The organism is Sphingobacterium sp. SGR-19, from assembly GCF_011043555.1.
Taxonomy (GTDB): Bacteria; Bacteroidota; Bacteroidia; order Sphingobacteriales; family Sphingobacteriaceae; genus Sphingobacterium.
The window spans coordinates 195,774-212,715 of sequence record NZ_JAAKGS010000010.1 but is presented as its reverse complement, the minus strand read 5'-3'; the positions used below and the strand labels follow the sequence as shown (position 1 = coordinate 212,715).

Annotated in this window: 15 protein-coding genes and 1 tRNA gene; 8 read left to right on the top strand and 8 right to left on the bottom strand. The window is 40.4% G+C overall.

Features of this window, described 5'->3' with window-relative positions; translation table 11 throughout:
- Together G5B43_RS17360 and G5B43_RS17355 are read left to right on the top strand one after the other, a co-directional pair.
- On the top strand, window positions 1–1,118 hold a 1,118-nt coding region (locus tag G5B43_RS17360; protein WP_410528493.1), incomplete at its 5' end, for a TlpA family protein disulfide reductase.
- A gap of 95 nt (window positions 1,119–1,213) precedes the next feature.
- Window positions 1,214–1,903: a response regulator transcription factor gene (locus G5B43_RS17355; protein WP_206367405.1), complete on the top strand. Its 690-nt coding sequence runs from the start codon at window positions 1,214–1,216 to the stop codon at window positions 1,901–1,903.
- 7 nt (window positions 1,904–1,910) lie between these two features.
- Here G5B43_RS17355 and G5B43_RS17350 read toward each other — a convergent pair whose 3' ends face one another.
- The 4 genes from G5B43_RS17350 to G5B43_RS17335 form a co-directional block, all read right to left on the bottom strand.
- Entirely contained in the window at window positions 1,911–3,719 is a 1,809-nt protein-coding gene (locus G5B43_RS17350; protein ID WP_165296062.1) for a glycoside hydrolase family 15 protein, read from the bottom strand.
- Window positions 3,716–5,950: a bifunctional alpha,alpha-trehalose-phosphate synthase (UDP-forming)/trehalose-phosphatase gene (locus G5B43_RS17345; RefSeq protein ID WP_165296061.1), complete on the bottom strand. Its 2,235-nt coding sequence runs from the start codon at window positions 5,948–5,950 to the stop codon at window positions 3,716–3,718. The genes G5B43_RS17350 and G5B43_RS17345 overlap by 4 nt, the downstream gene beginning before the upstream one ends.
- A 135-nt stretch (window positions 5,951–6,085) precedes the next feature.
- Window positions 6,086–6,703 carry a hypothetical protein gene (locus G5B43_RS17340; RefSeq protein WP_165296060.1) on the bottom strand — a complete coding sequence of 206 codons (618 nt, stop codon included), beginning with the start codon at window positions 6,701–6,703 and terminating at the stop codon, window positions 6,086–6,088.
- 138 nt (window positions 6,704–6,841) lie between these two features.
- Window positions 6,842–6,923, bottom strand: a tRNA-Leu gene (locus tag G5B43_RS17335).
- 215 nt (window positions 6,924–7,138) lie between these two features.
- Here G5B43_RS17335 and G5B43_RS17330 point away from each other — a divergent pair.
- Window positions 7,139–7,615 carry a hypothetical protein gene (locus G5B43_RS17330; protein WP_165296059.1) on the top strand — a complete coding sequence of 159 codons (477 nt, stop codon included), beginning with the start codon at window positions 7,139–7,141 and terminating at the stop codon, window positions 7,613–7,615.
- Window positions 7,616–7,716: 101 nt separating this feature from the next.
- Here the strand turns inward: G5B43_RS17330 and G5B43_RS17325 are convergent, their stop codons facing one another.
- Window positions 7,717–8,301 carry an NUDIX hydrolase gene (locus tag G5B43_RS17325; RefSeq protein ID WP_240904905.1) on the bottom strand — a complete coding sequence of 195 codons (585 nt, stop codon included), beginning with the start codon at window positions 8,299–8,301 and terminating at the stop codon, window positions 7,717–7,719.
- A 22-nt stretch (window positions 8,302–8,323) separates the two neighbouring features.
- Here G5B43_RS17325 and pyrE point away from each other — a divergent pair, with 22 nt between their 5' ends.
- The 4 genes from pyrE (at window position 8,324) to trxB (ending at window position 11,460) form a co-directional block, all read left to right on the top strand.
- Window positions 8,324–8,968: an orotate phosphoribosyltransferase gene (pyrE, locus tag G5B43_RS17320; RefSeq protein WP_165296057.1), complete on the top strand. Its 645-nt coding sequence runs from the start codon at window positions 8,324–8,326 to the stop codon at window positions 8,966–8,968.
- Between the two features lie 18 nt (window positions 8,969–8,986).
- Window positions 8,987–9,385 carry an SRPBCC family protein gene (locus G5B43_RS17315; protein ID WP_165296056.1) on the top strand — a complete coding sequence of 133 codons (399 nt, stop codon included), beginning with the start codon at window positions 8,987–8,989 and terminating at the stop codon, window positions 9,383–9,385.
- A gap of 155 nt (window positions 9,386–9,540) precedes the next feature.
- A complete protein-coding gene (locus tag G5B43_RS17310; RefSeq protein ID WP_165296055.1) occupies window positions 9,541–10,470 on the top strand; it encodes a 3'-5' exonuclease in 930 nt (309 codons plus the stop codon).
- Window positions 10,471–10,491: 21 nt separating this feature from the next.
- On the top strand, window positions 10,492–11,460 hold the full coding sequence (gene trxB, locus G5B43_RS17305) for a thioredoxin-disulfide reductase (RefSeq protein ID WP_165296054.1): 969 nt from the start codon (window positions 10,492–10,494) through the stop codon (window positions 11,458–11,460).
- Between the two features lie 34 nt (window positions 11,461–11,494).
- On the opposite strand, the gene G5B43_RS17300 is transcribed toward trxB, so the two are convergent.
- Window positions 11,495–12,283 carry a Cof-type HAD-IIB family hydrolase gene (locus G5B43_RS17300; protein WP_165296053.1) on the bottom strand — a complete coding sequence of 263 codons (789 nt, stop codon included), beginning with the start codon at window positions 12,281–12,283 and terminating at the stop codon, window positions 11,495–11,497.
- A 42-nt stretch (window positions 12,284–12,325) separates the two neighbouring features.
- On the opposite strand from G5B43_RS17300, the gene G5B43_RS17295 reads away from it, so the two are divergent.
- Complete coding sequence (locus G5B43_RS17295; protein WP_165296052.1) at window positions 12,326–13,510, top strand: class I SAM-dependent methyltransferase; 1,185 nt, start codon at window positions 12,326–12,328, stop codon at window positions 13,508–13,510.
- 9 nt (window positions 13,511–13,519) lie between these two features.
- Here the strand turns inward: G5B43_RS17295 and G5B43_RS17290 are convergent, their stop codons facing one another.
- Window positions 13,520–15,604 (bottom strand): TonB-dependent receptor, encoded by a 2,085-nt coding sequence (locus G5B43_RS17290; protein ID WP_165296051.1) that lies wholly within the window; start codon window positions 15,602–15,604, stop codon window positions 13,520–13,522.
- A 10-nt stretch (window positions 15,605–15,614) separates the two neighbouring features.
- On the bottom strand, window positions 15,615–16,910 hold the full coding sequence (locus G5B43_RS17285) for a BamA/TamA family outer membrane protein (RefSeq protein WP_165296050.1): 1,296 nt from the start codon (window positions 16,908–16,910) through the stop codon (window positions 15,615–15,617).
- Window positions 16,911–16,942: the final 32 nt, after the last annotated feature.

The following is a 16,942-nucleotide window of genomic DNA, read 5'->3' as shown; positions in this document are numbered from 1 at the left end:
GAAGTAGTGCAAAAAAAATAAAAATGATGAAAACGATTGGTTTACTTGGGTTGTTGATCGCATTATGCTGGGGATGTTCGAACAACGATGTGATCCATGTATCTGGGCATGTTGATAATCCCGGAAATGTAAAGGTCGTTGCCTTTTACGAAGGTGATAGAAAACTGGATTCCGTGTACCTTGCGGATGGGAATGAATTTAAATTTGAACGTCAGGCTACACAGCCTCGCTTACTCTCTATTGCGATAGGAAACAATAAATATCCTGTTATTTTGACGCCTGGTGAACCCTTAAAATTTGTAGCAGATATGCATAATCCTGAGGATTATCAAATAGAAGGTTCCGAATTGAGTTCGGCGCTAAAGGAGTTTGCTCCTTATCAACGACGTAAAGAATTTGTACAAGATTCCTTACAAGGTGCGTTTGCGAAGGCGACTTTAAATAAATCGGCCGAGGAAATTGAAAGCCTACGCTTTGATTATCTAACGGAATTTAAATCGAAATTGTCGACGTATACACAACAGGCTGTAGCATTTGCGAAGCAAAATAAAAATCTTGCTGGCTTTTATGCTATGAGCACTTTAGATCCGGAGGTTGCTGAAGCGGAGATTATCGCATATGCGGATGAAATCGAAGATAGATTTACAGATAATCGGTATGTCTCTCAATTTAAGGAGGAAGCTAGAAAATTAAAACGATTGGCCGTGGGGCAGCCGGCGCCAGAAATTGAATCATTTACCCCAAATAATAAAACGGTGAAACTTTCTGATTTTAGGGGAAAATACGTGCTGGTAGATTTTTGGGCATCTTGGTGTGCACCATGTAGACAGGAGAATCCCAATATTGTAAAACAGTATCATACGTTTAAAGACCGAGGGTTTACCGTATTGGGCGTATCGTTGGATAATAATCCCGGTAGCTGGATGCGTGCGATCGATGCAGATAATTTGACGTGGACTCAGGTTGCTGATCTGCAGGCATGGAGTTCTGATTTGGTCATAAACTACCGAATCAAAGCGATTCCCGCATCTTATTTAATAGATCCTGAAGGAAAGATACTAGCTAAAAATTTAAGAGGAAAGGCCTTAGAAGAGTTTTTGCTGCAAACTTTAAATTAAGAAGATATTGAACCACTGTTAAGTAGTTAACAATTTGATAACATATTATTAACTTTGTTTTACCATTTAGTACATAATTTAGCAAAAAAACAATAATGAATGTCAATCAAAAAATACTAGTGGTAGATGACGAGCGAGATATTGTCGACCTAATATCCTATAGTCTGACGAAAGAAGGTTATCAAGTTTATCAAGCATATAATGGTAAGGAAGCGATAGAAGTAGCAAAGCAAGTTACTCCGGATCTAATCATTTTGGACGTCATGATGCCAGAAATGGATGGTATTGAGGCATGCCGGTTAATGCGTTCTATGCCGGAGTTCAAGCAGACATTCATGGTTTTTCTCACTGCCAGAAGCGAAGAATATTCTGAAATAGCTGGCTTTAATGTCGGAGCAGACGACTACATCGCTAAGCCCATTAAACCGCGCGCGTTAATGAGTCGCATCAATGCTATATTGCGACGTAACAATACTGAGTCAGGAATTGACCAAGCAGATAAATTAGAAATTTTGGATCTGGTGATCGACAGGGATTCCTTTTTAGTATACCGCGATGATGAAAAAATCGTTTTAGCAAAGAAAGAATTTGAATTGCTCTATCTTTTGGCTTCCAAGCCTAACAAGGTGTTTACGAGGGAACAGATATTAAAAGCCATTTGGGAAGATTCTGTCGTGGTCACCAATAGAACCATCGACGTGCACATCCGTAAACTTCGCGAAAAAATCGGAGATCATTACGTCTCGACAGTGAAAGGGGTAGGATATAAGTTTGAGGTGGCTTAGTCACCTCTTACTCATATAAACTATCGAAGAAAGTAGGCTTGTCCAATTTTACCGAAATACGATAAGCGGCATTTATTAAACCTACGTGACTGTAGGCTTGCGGGAAATTACCCCATTGCGAACCGTCGTCTTCATGGACATCTTCACTGAAAAGCATAAGATGGTTCGCGAAGGATAGCAGTTGCTTAAATACTTCTTGTGCTTCCTCTAAGCGGCCAACACAGGCTAACGCCTCTACATACCAGAATGCACATACTAGAAACGTCGATTTCGGTTTTCCAAAGTCGTCCTTGTGCAAATAGCGATAAAACAAACCGTGTTTGCCTTTTAATTCCTGTTCCAGTTGTTCCAGATGTTTCTTTGCTTTCTCTGATGAGGGATCTAAATAATTCATCATAATAAGTTGTAGCGTAGAGGCGTCCAGACTTTCGCTTTCGGTAGCATTCGTATACACATTTCTCTCTGTATCGTAACAACTTTCTATATGTTTTTCCGCTTGTTCGCGGATGGTATTTGCTTGTTGCTCAATGTCTTGAAAACCATATTGTTTGGCGATTTTAAGCGCTGCCGTAGCACCTGCCCATTGGAATAAGTTTGAATAACAATGCCGATTCTGGAAATTCCTGAATTCCCATATTCCCGCATCTTTCTCGTCGATGGTCTGTGCCATTTTTTGAAGAATAAGAGATGTCCATGATTTTGCGGCGTGCAAATTCTGATGGCGAAAGCGATGGTCTGAAAACAAGGGAAGTAACGCGATAAGTGCTTGTCCGTATACGTCATTCTGAATGTGTTCCGAAGCTTGATTGCCGACACGGATAGGTTTATTCCCTAAATAGCCTTCTAGATAGGGAATGGTATACTCTTCTAAGTCTGACTGTCCCATAATACCATAGAGCGGTTGCAACCTGCCCGTATCATTCTGGGTAATATTGGCGATATACGATGCATATTTCTCCATTTCCTCAAACTGCCCTAAGTGGCTAAGTGCGGTTAGTACATAGTAGCTATCACGCAACCAACAAAATCTATAGTCCCAATTACGTCCAGATCCGGGGTACTCTGGCAGACTTGTGGTACTTGCGGCGATGATAGCTCCAGTATCTTCATATTGATGGAGCTTGAGCGTGAGAGCTGAACGTATGACTTCTTTCTGATAAAAGGCAGGTATCGATGCATTCTTCACCCATTTATGCCAATATTCCTTCGTACGTAGGAGAAAATCCTCCGCGGTACGTGCTATAGGGGCCTCAAACGGGCTTCCATATGTCATTATTAAATAGATCGGTTGGCTTAAGACATGAGCGTTGTCGTCAAAGAAATGGCTAACTGGCATATTGGTCGCAAGACGCATCTTAATGTGCTCCATCTCAAATTGTACGTGGTTACTACCCCGGTATCTATGAAAGGGCTTACTCCCATACTCGTAGGTAGGCTCACATATCACGCGTATTTTGGGGTTACCCCGCATCGGAGTAATTTTCCGAATAAGGGTTAGCGGCTTATAATAACGTTCATATTGTTCGAATCGAGGAGCGAAATCGGTGACTTGATAAACGCCATCTTTTGTTTGTATTTCGGTACATAAAATATTAGTATTCTCCAGATAGAATTGCTTGCTGTTTATTGTCTGTTCGGTTGGTACAACGCGGAATGTCCCCCCAAGTTTTTTATCCAGCAAGCCGCCAAATACAAAAGAGTCTTGGAAGGAAGGCCAACATAACCAGTTAACATTGGTGTCCTTTTCGATATGTGCGATATAGGCGCAGTTGCCTATAATGCCGGAGTTATATCTGTGTCTTGTCGTTTGGTTCATATATGTATCGTTTGACCGGAGTTATTGTTTTTTTGTTCTGATTCGATTTTTTCTACAAAATAATGGACGAGTTTAACTGCTTCTTCCTGACTTTCTACATAAAACTGCGCTTCTGATTTTTTATTGCCTACTTTTACCGTAAAAGCCCCGGTGGGAAGTTCGATGAACATATCTTCGTCCGTCACATCGTCACCGATAGCGAAAATAAAATCAGGGTCATAGGCATTAACAATTTCCAAGGCAGCCATACCTTTGTTTACTTCACCATTTTTCACCTCGATTACCTTGTCACCTTGAAGTAGCTGTAATCCGTGATGTGGAATTAGGTAACGCAACGAATCGACCAGTTCTTGTGAACGCAGTTGTCCCAGTCCTTGTTGTGCTTTTCTATAATGCCATGCAAGGGAGTATGTTTTCTCTTCGATGGATGCGCCCGCAGTAATGTTGGCAAACTTAATCATGATATGTTTTACCGGGATTTTCCATCGGGTTGAAAGCTGGGATCGAGGTATCCATTTGTATGCTGGATAATTCGTCCATGCGCCATGTTCGGCTACCAGATAATAATCTTTGTCACCGAACCAACGCTCCAATGTTTCCCGCGGACGTCCGCTGATGATGACGATTTGATTTGCATCATCCGACTGTAATTTCTCTAAAATACTGTATAATCCAGTTGTGGGAACGGCTGCGTCGGCATCTTTATGGAAACCGATTAATGTACCGTCGTAATCTAGAAAAAATAGGCGTTTTTTACTATTCTGGTAGGCATCGAAAATCGTTTCCCTGACTTCATCACGTACCTTTCGCGACATCTCATTTCGCTGGATAATTTTAATTTCGCGCAATCGATTAAAAAAGAGCTTGACCCAATGGTTAATGTTGAATTTCCTAACAATTTCGATGCTGTCATCCATCCGCTTCCGTTGTTCTCCTTTAGGCATTTGCAAAGCTTGTGCAATGGCATTGCTAATTTCGTCGATAGCGTTCGGATTGATTTGAATGGCGTCTACTAGTTCTTTAGAAGCTCCTGCCAATTCGCTTAAGATTAACACACCTAGACTATTTTCTTTACTGGCAATATATTCTTTACAAACCAGATTCATGCCGTCTCGAAGCGAAGTGACCAAGCATATATCAGCAGCGGTGTAAAGCGCGGACAACTCTTCGACTGGATACGCGTTATAATAATAAGCAATGGGTGTCCATTCGTTTGTACCGTATACAGCATTGATATGGCCAGCCATCCTATCTATTTCATCTCGAAGCCGCTTATATTGCGGAACGGTATCTCTGGAAGGTACGACCAACATATATAGAACAACCCGGTTATGGTATTCCGGCCAGTTGATCAGAAAGTTTTCAAAAGCATGCAACCGTTCCAATATACCTTTGCTATAATCCAGTCTGTCAATAGAGAGAATGATTTTACGGTTTTGATATTGTTCTTTTATGGATCTTGCTCGGACTTGGACTTCTGGGCTTTCCGCGAGCGAGCTGAACTTGTTATAGTCTATGCCCATTGGATAAACTTCTACATAGACACTCCGGTCACCCACTTGTAAGGAGTTGTTTTTTATTGTAAGACCTATAATATGCGTACAGGCATTTAGGAAGTGCTGTGTGTCATTATAAGTGTGGAAGGCGATCAGGTCAGCACCCAACACCCCTTCCAATAATTCATTCCGCCACGGGATACATCGAAATATTTCGTCGGGAGGGAAGGGAATATGCTGAAAATAACCAATGGATATTTTTTCATCGTCCTGTCGGATCAATTTTGGAAGCAACATTAGTTGGTAATCATGGATCCATATTTCATCTTTCGCGTCCAGCTGCTGTGCCCATATCGTATCACAAAATGCCTGATTTACCTCTTTGTAATATTGCCAGTTTTCTTGCTTATATATAGCGTAAGACAATCGATGGTGGAAGATAGGCCATAACACTTCGTTTGAAAACCCTTCATAATATCCTTCTATTTGTTCTGATGTGAGAAAAACAGGAATAAGATTTAATTCTTTTAGTTTTTCTTTGATGATTTCCTTTTCTTCTTCGGAATCAGGTGTGTATCCTGGCCATCCGATCCATATATTATTGTCTTTTTTGTAAATGGAGCCTAGTCCCGTCGCTAGGCCTCCTTCGCTGGGGATAAATTTAAGCTCTTCTTCATGTTTTTCAATGCGTACGGGTAATCGATTTGATATAATTATTGTCCTTTTTTTATACATGTAGATGTTTTTATTAAAAAATAATAATACTAGGGAAAACTTCTAAAAAGCCAATAAGAAGTCGTAAGAATAACGGTTGGAAGGGGGAATTGTTTTGGGAAATTTTTATATTGTCGACAATATAGAAGGATGTGTTTATAATCTTTCTATTTCCTTACGTATATTTTCTCTGGCCTGATGTTCATACTTGTCCTGAAAGAAATCAGTCTTAAATATCTCTTTTAAATGAAGCAAATGTGTCAGTACCTTTTTTCTTCCCTGCTTGTAAACGGCGTCGGGATAAATAGCATATTCTTTTCGTATTTGGTTACTGTAGATCAGGTATTTTCTCCAAGATTTCCCTAATACACATAGATCTGCATCGAGTAAGAAATTGGTGTCTGTGTCATCGGACTTCTCATGTGTTTTCGTCGCCATGATCTGTTCCGATATAAGATGGATTTTTTCAGCTGGGACACACAGCCTTTTAAGTTGTTTTTGAGCGCTGTCAGCACTTTTTTCTTCATTATCTACCGCTGTAGGATTGTAGATGATATCGTGATAGAAAACGGATAAAAGCAGCGAATCTCTATCTTGAATTTCATGTTTTACGGGATCGAGCACAAGAATCATCTCTTCCAGATGATGTGCATTATGGTAGAATCTCCCCTTTGCAGTATAACATTCTTCAAGCGCTTTCCAACAACCCTCTATTAGCTGATCATTGTTTGTATATTTAGATGCGATACCGTGAAATTTCTGCTTTAATTGCACATGATTTCTTTTTGTTTAAAGGTACAAAATATAGACTATAATGCAGACATTATTCTTAATGCTTTTCGTTACTTGTCGGTTGCTGTGTATGTATTAACGTAAGAGATCCCTTCTACATACATAGAAGGGATCTCTTAGTACCCAGCGCCGGAGTCGAACCGGCACATCCGAAGATATTGGTGTTTGAGACCAACGCGTCTACCAATTCCGCCAGCTGGGCGTGCTGTGTCCTTGTTTGACTTTGCAAATATAGGAGATGTTTTAGGTTTTCCAAAAAATATTTTTACTGTTTTTACAAACTGACTGATTTTAACTTGTTTATTTTTTTGTGTAGAGTTTGACTGTTAACATTATTTAACGGCTTTGTATTAAACGTTTGCTATGTTTCGGAATCTACTACTTTAAAGAAACAGAAGTATAACTAAAATAAATATTATGAAAAAGACATTATCGTTAGCCGCACTATTTGTCGGAATTGGTTTAGCCACATTCGCGCAGGAGCAGAAAGATACAGAGCGTTCCTTTAAGAGAGAGCGTAAACATCCCCGGACAGAGAGAAAAATAGCAAATCGCACGCCTGAAGAGATTGCAAAGGTAAAAACGGAGCAATTAGATAAGCGTTTGAAATTTACGGATGCGCAGCGCACCGAAGTATATAGTGTTCAATTGGAACAAGCAAAACAAGCAGTTGCCCATCGGGATGAGATGAAAAAACTGCAAAGCAAATGGCGCGAAGAAATGAAAGATTCTCAGAAAAAAATGGGAGAGATATTGACGCCAGAGCAACAACAACGATTGAAAGAAAGCTATGCGCACCGTCGTAAGGGAAAATTTAGAGGAACAAAAGGCGAATTTAGAAAAAGAGGAATGATAGAAAAACAAACGCCTGATACAGAAAATAAGGAAGGCTAATATCGTAGATGTTTTTATGTAGTTTAGTTTTGTGTTAGCGAACTAGGGGGACAATTGTCCCCCTAGTTTTTATTTTTATGCAGAGGCAAAGCCTGCGCCCTTCATACGCTCTTCAAAATTTGAGCAATAAGCGGATAAGTGTTTTCCAATACGGTATCGAAATCTTTCTTTCCAATCCATTTCGCCTCTGTAATATCTTCCTCAGTTTGTGGAATCAACTTCGGCGACTTATTTACGCCCATTTCGTACCAGTTGGTTTGTTTCAATACAAAATTTCCACGCATCATGTAGATATGATAGGTTGTTTGGAGCTTTGGGCCGAGGTAATTGATACGAATCCCACATTCTTCCTCTACCTCGCGAACAGCCGTCTCTTTCATCTTTTCGTTGTTCTCTACTTTGCCTTTGGGTAGATCCCACTTTCCCAATCGATGTATAAACAAATATTCACCTTCACCATTTTTGACCAATCCTCCAGCAGCTTTGATAATTTCAGGCTTTTGCGAGATCGATTTGAAAACTTTCTCTACATCACGGTGTATATATAAATAGGTAATACCCTTCGTTGCTTTCTGTTTGGATGCTTGAAAAAGTTTTTCAAGATCAATGTCTTGTAAACCAATTGTTTGAATATTGGACAGTTTCTTTGGAAGAAAATCAGCCAAAATAAGCTGAGATTCGTTCATATAAATTTTATAAATTTGTGCCATGAATAATTTAAATGAGGTTGAACAAAAAATTGCTGAATCCTTATTGCAAATTAAAGCAATAAAATTACAACCTAAAAACCCTTTTGTTTGGGCGTCAGGTTGGAAATCTCCAATTTATTGTGATAATCGTATCGCATTATCACATCCGGCAATCCGAACTTATATTCGCCAACAACTATCTCAGTTGATTCAAGAAGAGTTTGGAACCGTAGAAATGATATCGGGTGTAGCAACGGCGGGAATACCTCAAGGTGTGTTGGTTGCCCAAGACCTAGGTTTACCCTTTACGTATGTTCGTAGTAGTGCGAAAGACCATGGCCGTCAGAACCTTATCGAAGGAGAAGTTGTTAGCGGGCAGCGCGTGGTCGTCGTAGAAGATTTGATTTCTACAGGAAAAAGCAGTTTATTAGCAGTGGAAGCGTTGCGGGAAGCAGGATGTAATGTAGTAGGGTTGGTTTCCATTTTTACTTATGGATTTGACGAAGCGGTAAAAAATTTTACAGATGCAAAATGTCCTTTCTTTAGCTTATGTAACTACGATGCATTAATTAAGGTAGCTGTTGACAACGGCTATATTTTGGAATCTGATGTGACATTGTTGGAACAGTGGCGTAAAGATCCGTCTATTTGGACAGGACAATAAAATATAGAAAAGAAGCGCATGACGATCATTCAAAACAATGTTGATATTCATAAACCCATAGAAGCGGTTTATGCGTTTTTGGCTGACATGAACAACCATGAGCAGCTTATGCCCGACAATATCCACAATTGGTCGTCAACGGAGGACGAGGCTCGTTTTACGATCAAGAATATGGCAAAACTTGCCTTGAAAATCAGCCAGCGGATAGTGAATAAGGAAATCGTTTGTCTACCTATTGAAGAAGCGCCTTTTGCACTCACTTTACGCTGGAAACTAGAAGACAAAGGTATAGACACCACAAATGCAACGTTTGTGATTGAGGCTGAACTTAATATGATGATGAAGATGATGGCTTCTAGCCCCCTTCAAAAACTAGCCGATCATCAAGTAAATACGTTGAAAAATATATTGGGATAAAACAGTCATTAATCTTATAAAAGGCAAATCCCCGGCGAAAGCTGGGGATTTTTTGATTTACCGTGATAATTCTGTCATTAATCGGGTAGATGTTTAACAAGACCAAAGAGTTTTGTACATTTGTTGTAAGAGAGTTTATAATCAATCGCTATCAGATGGAATTACAATTAAAACGCCCCTTGGCCTTTTTTGATTTGGAAACTACGGGTGTAAATATTGCCGTGGATCGTATCGTTGAGTTATCCATATTAAAAATATCACCAGGAGGCAAAGAGGAGGTATTGACGATTAAGGTTAACCCCGAAATGCCAATACCTGCTGAGTCTTCGATGTTTCACGGGATCTATGATGAAGATGTGAAAGATCTCCCACCGTTTAGAGAACGAGCGGAGGAAATTAAAAACTTCATAGAAGACGCTGATCTAGCGGGCTATAACTCTAATAAATTCGATGTACCGATGTTGATGGAGGAGTTTTTGCGCGCAGGAGTGGATTTTTCGTTAGAAGGAAGGGCTTTTGTCGACGTGCAGAATATTTTCCATCAAATGGAACAACGAACCTTGAAAGCTGCTTACAAGTTTTATTGTGATACACCTTTGGAGAATGCACATACTGCGGAAGCTGATGTACGTGCTACATACGAGGTACTAAAAGCTCAGTTATCAAAATACGAAGGGGCAATTTTTGAGGATAAACATGGGAATGTGACGACACCTGTAGTGAATGATGTAGAAGCTTTACATCGATTTACCAATTTGAGCAATCCGGTTGACTTTGCCGGCCGCTTAGTCTATGATGAGGACGGCGACCCCTGCATCAATTTTGGTAAACACAAAGGTAGAAAAGTTGTTCATGTGTTTGATGTAGAACCCAGTTATTATGCTTGGATGCAACAAGGTGATTTTCCTCTATATACGAAGAAGGTGTTGGAAAAGTTATGGAATGCGCACCGACATAAAAAGAAAGAACAACAGCAAAATAATAGAGTGGAGGTAAACAAGGACCGTCCACATAAGGAACAGGTTCCTGCTAGACCCATTACAGAAGACATGCTCAAACAGCTTCAGGGAAAATTTGGGAAATAAGTTTTGAACAATGAAAATAAAATGACAAATACAGAAGGAATAGAACACTTACAGTGTTTGATTATTGGATCCGGGCCTGCGGGTTATACCGCGGCTATTTATGCAGCTAGAGCTGATTTAAAACCCGTAATATATACAGGTATTGTTCCTGGAGGACAATTGACACAAACAACCGAAGTAGATAATTTTCCAGGATACCCCCAAGGTATCACAGGACCCGTTTTAATGGAGGATCTAAAGGCGCAGGCTGAACGTTTCGGAACAGAGGTACGTTTTGGTTATGCGACGAAAGTTGAATTTTCCAAAGATGGAGGAACACACCGGGTAGAGATTGACGGTTCAACTTGGGTGTCGGCGGAAACGGTTATTATTGCCACGGGTGCGACCGCGAAATGGTTAGGGTTGCCTTCGGAAGAGAAATATAATGGATTTGGCGTCTCTGCTTGTGCAGTCTGCGATGGTTTCTTTTTCAAAGGTCAAGATGTCGCGATTGTAGGTGCTGGAGATACTGCAGCGGAAGAGGCAACATACTTAGCCAAGTTGTGTAGGAAAGTATATATGTTAGTGCGTCGAGATGAATTTAGGGCATCCAAAGCGATGGTACATCGCGTAATGAATACGCCCAATATCGAGATCATATACAATACCGAGGCAGAGGAGATATTAGGAAACGAAACGGGTGTTACCGGTGTTCGTGTCATCAATAATCAAACACAGGAAGTGAAACATCTAGACATTACAGGATTCTTTGTAGCCATTGGACATAAGCCAAATACAGAGCTATTTAAGGATGTCCTTGATATGGATGAGACTGGGTATCTGATTACAAAACCGGACAGTACCGCGACCAATATACCGGGTGTCTTTGCCAGTGGAGATGTGCAAGATCATGTATATCGCCAAGCGATTACTGCAGCCGGTACAGGCTGTATGGCCGCATTAGAAGCCGAACGCTATTTGGCAGCAAAAGAAAATTTTGTAGAAGAATAATGCATTTGGGGCGCAAATAGCGCCCCAAACGATATCATATCACCTTAAAGTAATGTAAGGCATTCCAGATACCGTCGTTGTCTACATCTGTTGTAATGTAATCTGCAATTTCCTTCACTTCCGGATTAGCATTCCCCATAGCAACGCCAATCGACACGTGCTTTAGCATGGTAATATCATTTCCGCCGTCTCCAAAGGCCATGGTCTGCGTGATATCTATACCGAAATGCTTACAGAAAATATCTATTCCTACTTGTTTGCTCTGTCCTTTAGGATTCACATCGGCAAAAAGAGGCGTCCATCTGGAGGCTACCGAATTAGGCATAACATTTTGCATAAAGTCTTCCTCTTCTTCCGGTCCAAGGAATATATTGGTTTGCAAAATACTGGCCGGATCAACTTTGTTCATGTCTACCAAAGGCGGAACAGGAAGATTTAAGTGCGCATACATTCCCGCTATTTCCGGTGTTACATCATAAATAGTAATTTCTTTCTCGGACATCAGGGAAAAACTCAACGGACGTTCTTTGATGTAGTCCAGGACGGCTTTTATATCATTTGGGTGTATAGCTTGTTTAAAAAGTACATCGCTTTCTTGGGTTACGCAATAACCGCCGTTAAAGGTGATAAACCCATCGAAATCCAGAAACTTAACATGATCGATGCTATTAATGGAACGGCCGGTCGATAAAATGACTTTAATTCCCTGTCTTTGCAATTGTTCAATTGCCTTTTGGGTAGAGACAGGAACTTGGTGTGTCTTGAAACTTAGAAGCGTACCGTCTATATCGAAAAAGACAGCTTTGATTTTAGGATATTGCATAGTACAAAGGTACAATTTCTTTATATTCTCTATCTTTGCGTTATGGATAATTATGCCAGCTTTTTTGATAAAATTCGAGAATCTCTTCAACGCGAGGAGTTTATTAAAATTTCCTTAGGAGACTATAATGGAACAGAGCTATATTTAAAAAATGTATATATCAAACCAGTTATTATAAAGCGAGAAAAGAAACTATCATTTGTTTTTCGTTATAAAACACAAGACATTACTCAAAACTTTGAAATAGAGACGGCTATCATGGAGATACAAGGGCTTTTAAAAGTCGAAGGATTTCGGGTGGCAACTTTATTTACAGAAACGGTAAACCTTTTATGTCAATTTACTAAAAAAGGAGTATGGTCTCTTAGGCAAGAGAATCCAACAGCTAAGAAACCTGTTGTCCTTACGCACGATAAACAAAAAGAACGAAAGTTAGATAGCGCTGACAAGGTTTATTTACAAGAGCTAAAGCTGACGGATGCCGCAGGGAATGTGTATAAAAACGCGCAAGATAAATGGAAACAAATTAACCATTATATAGAAATACTAAGTTCTATATTGCAGCGCCTGCCGCCTAGAGAGACATTAAATGTAGTCGATATGGGCGCTGGGAAAGGTTATTTGACATTTGCTTTATACGATTACTTAGTACATACGCTTCAAAAGAGGACTTCTTTGATAGGGGTTGAATATCGTAAAGATCTAGTGGAGTTATGTAATCAGATTGCCGCCAAAACAAATTTCAAAGATTTGCTTTTTATACGAAGTGCAATAGAAGACTATCAACCCCAAAATGATTTAGATATTTTAATTGCTTTACATGCTTGTGATACGGCTACGGATGATGCTATAGCTAAAGGTATTAGGCACGATGCAGATCTGATTGTGGTTGCACCATGTTGTCATAAACAAATCCGTCGGGAGATGGAAAAGTCCAAAGTGAAAAATGAAGTTGACTTTTTGGTGAAACATGGAATTTTTATGGAGCGTCAGGCTGAAATGGTTACCGATGGGTTAAGGGCGTTGATTATGGAGTATTTTGGTTATCAAACCAAAGTCTTTCAATTTGTATCGGATGCCCACACACCAAAAAATGTACTGATAGTGGGTGAGAAAAAAATTGTCGAGACTCGAAAACAGCAGGAGATTCTGGAAAAAATAAAATCCACGAAGGCATATTTCGGTATTGGCCATCATCATCTGGAAACATTATTGGAGATGGAATAAAAAGTGATTTTATAAAGTCACTTTCATCCCGCCGTAATAATTCCGAGTAGGCGCGGGGTTGAAAAATCGATTGCCAAAAGCATTAATATCGTTTCCTAGACTGTATCTTTCATTTAACAGATTGTCGACACCGACGAAGAATTGTAACTGCTGCTTGTTTTTTAATCGCCAGTTCCATATTCCTTTAGCTTGTATCAAATGGAATTTTTCTGAAAATACACTATTGGCGTCATTCAACGGCATGGCGGACGTAAAATTATGGGAAATATTTAACCCGAATTGCTTGGGGAAAACCATAATTAACGTGTTTGTCCATACCCAGTCTGGTACCGCTGTGACCTTATTACGAGAAAAATCATTGTCGTCTACACGGTATTTCCCGAAACGGTAATGGCTATAGGAAGCACTGGTATGTAGATTTAGAACCTGAATAAATCTGTCCGTTTGCGGTGCCAGTATATATGCCCAAACAGCGGCTTCGATACCTTTCTGTTTCATTTCGCCCGAATTGATAAAATATTCCGCACCGTTTTCCCGCAATTGTCGAACAATGCCATTTTGCATATAGTAGTGATAAAAACTAAGATCAGCGATAAATCGTCTACTTTTTGTTTCCAAACGCGCGCCGATTTCATAACTAGTGCCTTTTTCCGGACCCAGTTCAGTATTGATGATATTGTCTGAAGACCGAACCTCCGCGACGGTTGGCGGAGAATATCCTTTGGAAATAGAGCTTCGAAACGCTAACCTATCCGTTAGGAGATAGGAAGTCGCTATCCTTGGCATCCATATACTCCCAAAATTGATAATCCCGTTTGGATTTATTATCTCTGGATAGTGTTGACGATACGTTATTTTCGACTGGTTTAACCCGAGTGAACCTTCCATAGTCCATCGTTGATGTAGTTTTGCCATGACCCTGTAGAAGAAGCTACTTTGTACATTGTCTAAGTCATCTTTTGCCTGCGGCGAGGTGGAGATTCCCCCTTCATTATTGTAGTTGTCAATTTTATTCCATCCTTTTTGTCCTTCAAAACCAAGCTGCATTTGCCATTGAAAATGCTGCATATCTTCGTTTCTGTACGAGAAATACGTGCGGAGGCCGAGATTATTCTCCGTTCGATATTCGTAATTGGTAATAAACGGATTTTCGAAATCCGTATTCGAACCAAATATGCTGACGGTGTGTGATAACTTATTATTCAGTTGTGCGTGGTGTGCAATCCCACCATAAAACGTTTTGTTATAAATTCCGGCTTGTTGTTCTTTAGCTCCTGGATTTGAACCAACCGCCGGACGGGACATACGTGGATTTTCATCCATTTGCGCTTGTGTCAGGCCGCCGGGCGTACGGTAACCCAAGTCACTATACAGAGCAAAAAAACGAATTTCGTTTTTGGGCGAGTATTTCCAACGATGAGCCGTTTGGAATGTTTTCTTATTCAATGCCGTATTATCACGGTATCCATCCGATCGCGTAAACGACTGATCGAAAGAGAAACTGTAATTATCTGTTACTTTACGCTGCACAGAAAGCTGTTCTTGAAACAAGCCAAATGATCCGCCACTTAATAAGACAGAGCTACGATTTTTGCGCACGTCGAAACCGTTCGGGGCTATATTAATAACACCGCCGGAATTAGCACCATATAAAGAACCATCAGGGCCCTTAATAATATGTATAGCATCTATACCCGCTGGGTCGAGAAGGTTTAGATACGTATTACCTCCCGCGTCGGTCAGTGGAAAATCATCTACATATATTTTTGTATTTCGAATCCCAAAAGCGGATCGGATAAGACTTCCGCGCATCGCCAGACGATAGCTTCCTGGCGAACGTTCTTCCATCCGCACACCTGCTACGGTATTGAGGGCCGGAAGTAAAGTTGTAGTCTGTTGTGCTTCTAGAAGTCCTGAGTTTATTGTTTGTGCTGCTGCTGTTAGTTCCAGAATAGGTTGCTTGCTAAAATAAGCATGGATATCGACGGGGTTAATTTCTTGCTGAGCCAATACGCTGTCGGTTGTTTGGCTCCAGACAGCAAAAGGAATGTATAATATGATCGTAAAAAGAAAAAACCTAAATTTCAAAAGCATGTGTATTTAATTAAAAGGCTTCGTTCAATCCGAGGAATAAACCGTGTTGTCCAAACCGCCCAAACGCATAATCAATACATAGATTGGTTCGCGTAGCTTTATTAAACAACACGCGTAGCCCCGTACCCCCAGCTGGCTGCCATTGCTGAAAAAGCTTTGTGCCCAAACGGTCATTAGCGGTTTGTACGTTTGCGAAGACAACTCCGCTTAAGAACTGATTGCGCAATATAGGAAACCGATATTCTAGTTCTGAATAGAAAAAAGAATTTCCCTTGAAATAGCCGTTGGTGTAGCCACGCCCTGTACGCGCAAATGGATCTTTGCCTGTGCCGGGAAGGTCGAGATAGGCCTGATTGCCGCCGACGTTATACGATCCCCAGTGCCAAAATGCCAATACGTGATTCGGACGGTTGCTTGATAGTTGCCAGTATTTTCTAAAATCGGTTTGCAGCTGGTAGGCGTTTTGGGCACTCGCGATCCATTTTTGGCTCATTCGCAAAACGACATCAGCGTAAATGCCCTTATAAGCGCTGTTCGGATTATCACGCGTCATATATTGCCAATTGAACATCAATCCGTTATTGTTATATTTCTCCGCATTATACCCTGTTAGGTTGCTATATACCTCTAAAGGAGTAACCTCATGATTGCCTAGCGTATATATATTACGTTTTAGTTCAAAAAATACTCCTGCACCAATAAACATATTTGGCGATAGCTTTTTATAAATTCTTTCATTAAGACCATACACCATAAATTGGTTGACAAAGCGCGTACGGTCAGGATTATTGAGCGTTTTTTCTTCTGGGATATCAGTTTGTACTACATTCCCCATACCCATACCATAATCCAGTCCCACACTTTTAGCAATAATAACTCCCCCCTTTAAATTCCATTTATTTTTAGGCGTATAAATATCATGCATTATGTAACCGTAGATAATACCTCGCGTAGTATAGCTTAACGCAGTGGCGAACGTAGACATCGTGGTATGCTGCGGGTCACCGGTATAGACACCGCCGACAACTTTCGCTCCAATTTGAAAGCCAATGCTGGGGTTATAATTGATATTCGGAAGAATAGAAATTCCAGAACGTCTTTTCGAAATCCGGGCTGTTGTATCATGGCGGACGAATCTCACAATATCCTTTATTCCGTCACTAATATCATAAAGGTGATCAAAATTTCGTGTAACGGTATCCTTGGTTTCTGCTGTAGTAATGGTGTCTTTTAGGAGAACTTGTTGCGCAAATAGCCACGGACAACAGATCATAAGGTAGAATAGGAAGCCCCATTGTTTATACATCTCACAAAAATAAAAATATTTCCTCTACTTTT